Source organism: Vibrio sp. OPT46 (assembly GCF_015163535.1).
GTDB lineage: Bacteria > Pseudomonadota > Gammaproteobacteria > Enterobacterales > Vibrionaceae > Vibrio > Vibrio alginolyticus.
Map to the genome: position 1 here is coordinate 1 of NZ_JADDYG010000067.1, position 2,022 is coordinate 2,022.

General features: G+C 42.3%; 2 protein-coding genes and 1 pseudogene. All 3 read left to right on the forward strand.

Features of this window, described 5'->3' with window-relative positions:
• A pseudogene (locus tag IQR33_RS02800) lies at positions 1 to 439 on the forward strand (hypothetical protein); the annotation flags it as partial.
• A 97-nt stretch (positions 440 to 536) separates the two neighbouring features.
• Positions 537 to 1,703 (forward strand): nucleotide sugar dehydrogenase, encoded by a 1,167-nt coding sequence (locus tag IQR33_RS02805; protein ID WP_025604212.1) that lies wholly within the window; start codon positions 537 to 539, stop codon positions 1,701 to 1,703.
• 68 nt (positions 1,704 to 1,771) lie between these two features.
• Positions 1,772 to 2,022 (forward strand): sugar phosphate nucleotidyltransferase (locus IQR33_RS02810; RefSeq protein ID WP_265575773.1); only part of this gene is annotated, 251 nt, incomplete at its 3' end.

Here is a 2,022-nt window from a genome sequence, read left to right on the forward strand (position 1 = left end):
CTCTATGCCAGAGTGGGATTGGCAGTTTAACGCAACTGCTGGCGAGTTTTGGAAAGGGGATGTTGGCGCAAAATTCACGACATCACATTGGTTTGAAGACATAGAAGTATCAGCAAGTTATCAGGTGACAAAGTTTAATGATACAGACGAAGAGCAGTTTGTCACTGTGTCAGTAAAACTGCCATTAACGCCATGGCGCGATATGTCGCCGGGAGTGATACAAGTTCGTGGTAACGAGGCTTATGATTTCAACGTTACGACTCGAGTTGGCAACGATACAAACTATTTGGCAGCAGGCCAGGGTGATGAACTCGTGATGGATAATAGTATGCTTCGCCGCTACTTTAACCGAGGCCGTTATGGTCAAGAGTACTTTGAGCAGAACAAGCTTCGCATTCGCAATGCTTATTTGCGTTACTTGGGTACTCAATTGAATTAAGTTGTGTTGCTAGTTAGGCTTTTAGTTAATTGCCGCACTCTACCGAGAGTGTCGGTGTTTTGATATGCTAGCGTCAGTTAAATAATAGGAAATAAAAATGAAAATTGCTGTAGCAGGCACGGGCTACGTCGGTTTGTCCAATGCCATGTTATTGTCACAAAACCATGAGGTTGTGGCGGTTGATATTATCCAAGAAAAAGTGGACTTGTTGAATGACAAGAAATCTCCAATTGTTGATGCGGAAATCGAACATTTCCTTGCAAACAAAGAACTCAACTTTATCGCGACGCTAGATAAAGAGTTGGCTTACAAAGACGCGGAGTTTGTTGTTATTGCTACACCAACGGATTATGACCCTCAAACGAACTACTTTAATACTTCTTCAGTTGAAGCAGTGATTAAAGATGTGATGGCAATTAATCCAGATGCAGTTATGGTGATTAAGTCGACTGTACCTGTGGGTTATACTGCGCGCATTAAAGAGGAGCTCGGTTGTCAGAATGTTATGTTCTCTCCAGAGTTTCTTCGTGAAGGTAAAGCTCTTTACGATAACCTACACCCGTCTCGCATTATCGTTGGTGAGCGTAGCGAACGTGCAGAGAAGTTCGCTAATCTTTTAGTTGAAGGTGCGGTAAAAGAAGACATCTCGGTTTTGTTTACTGACTCTACAGAAGCCGAAGCGGTTAAGTTGTTCTCAAACACATACCTAGCGATGCGCGTAGCTTATTTCAATGAGTTAGATTCGTATGCTGAAGCACACAACCTTGATGCTCGCCAAATTATAGAAGGTGTTGGCTTAGACCCTCGTATTGGCAATCACTACAACAACCCGTCATTCGGTTATGGTGGTTACTGCTTACCAAAAGATACAAAGCAATTGTTAGCAAACTACCAAGAAGTTCCTAATAACATCATTGGTGCAATTGTTGATGCAAACCGCACTCGTAAAGATTTTATTGCAGACTCCATTATCAAACGTCAGCCAAAAGTAGTGGGCATTTACCGCTTAATTATGAAAGCTGGTTCAGATAACTTCCGCGCTTCGTCTATTCAAGGCATTATGAAGCGTATTAAAGCGAAAGGTATTGAAGTAGTGGTTTACGAGCCGGTACTGCAGGAAGATGAGTTCTTCCATTCTGCCGTTATCCGCGATATTGAAGAGTTCAAACAAATGTCTGATGTTATTGTTTCTAACCGCATGGTTGAGGAACTAGCTGATGTGGCTGATAAAGTTTACACCCGTGACCTGTTTGGTAGCGATTAATTAGTCTTTATATTCAAAATAATGTAATAGGCTCCCTCAGAGGAGCCTTTTTTTAGTTGGTAATGGTTATGATTAAAAAATGTTTATTCCCAGCAGCGGGTTACGGTACACGTTTCCTTCCTGCAACTAAGTCGATGCCGAAAGAAATGATGCCAGTGGTGAACAAGCCATTGATTGAATACGGTGTTGAAGAAGCGATTGAAGCCGGTATGGACGGTATGTGCATCGTCACGGGTCGTGGTAAGCACTCGTTAATGGATCACTTTGATAAAAACTACGAGCTAGAGCATCAAATTAGCGGTACAAGTAAAGAAGCGCT

What these genes read in the sequence shown, in the direction of transcription:
- IQR33_RS02805 (WP_025604212.1), top strand. Translation starts at nt 537, where the DNA reads ATGAAAATTGCTGTAGCAGGCACGGGCTACGTCGGTTTGTCCAATGCC.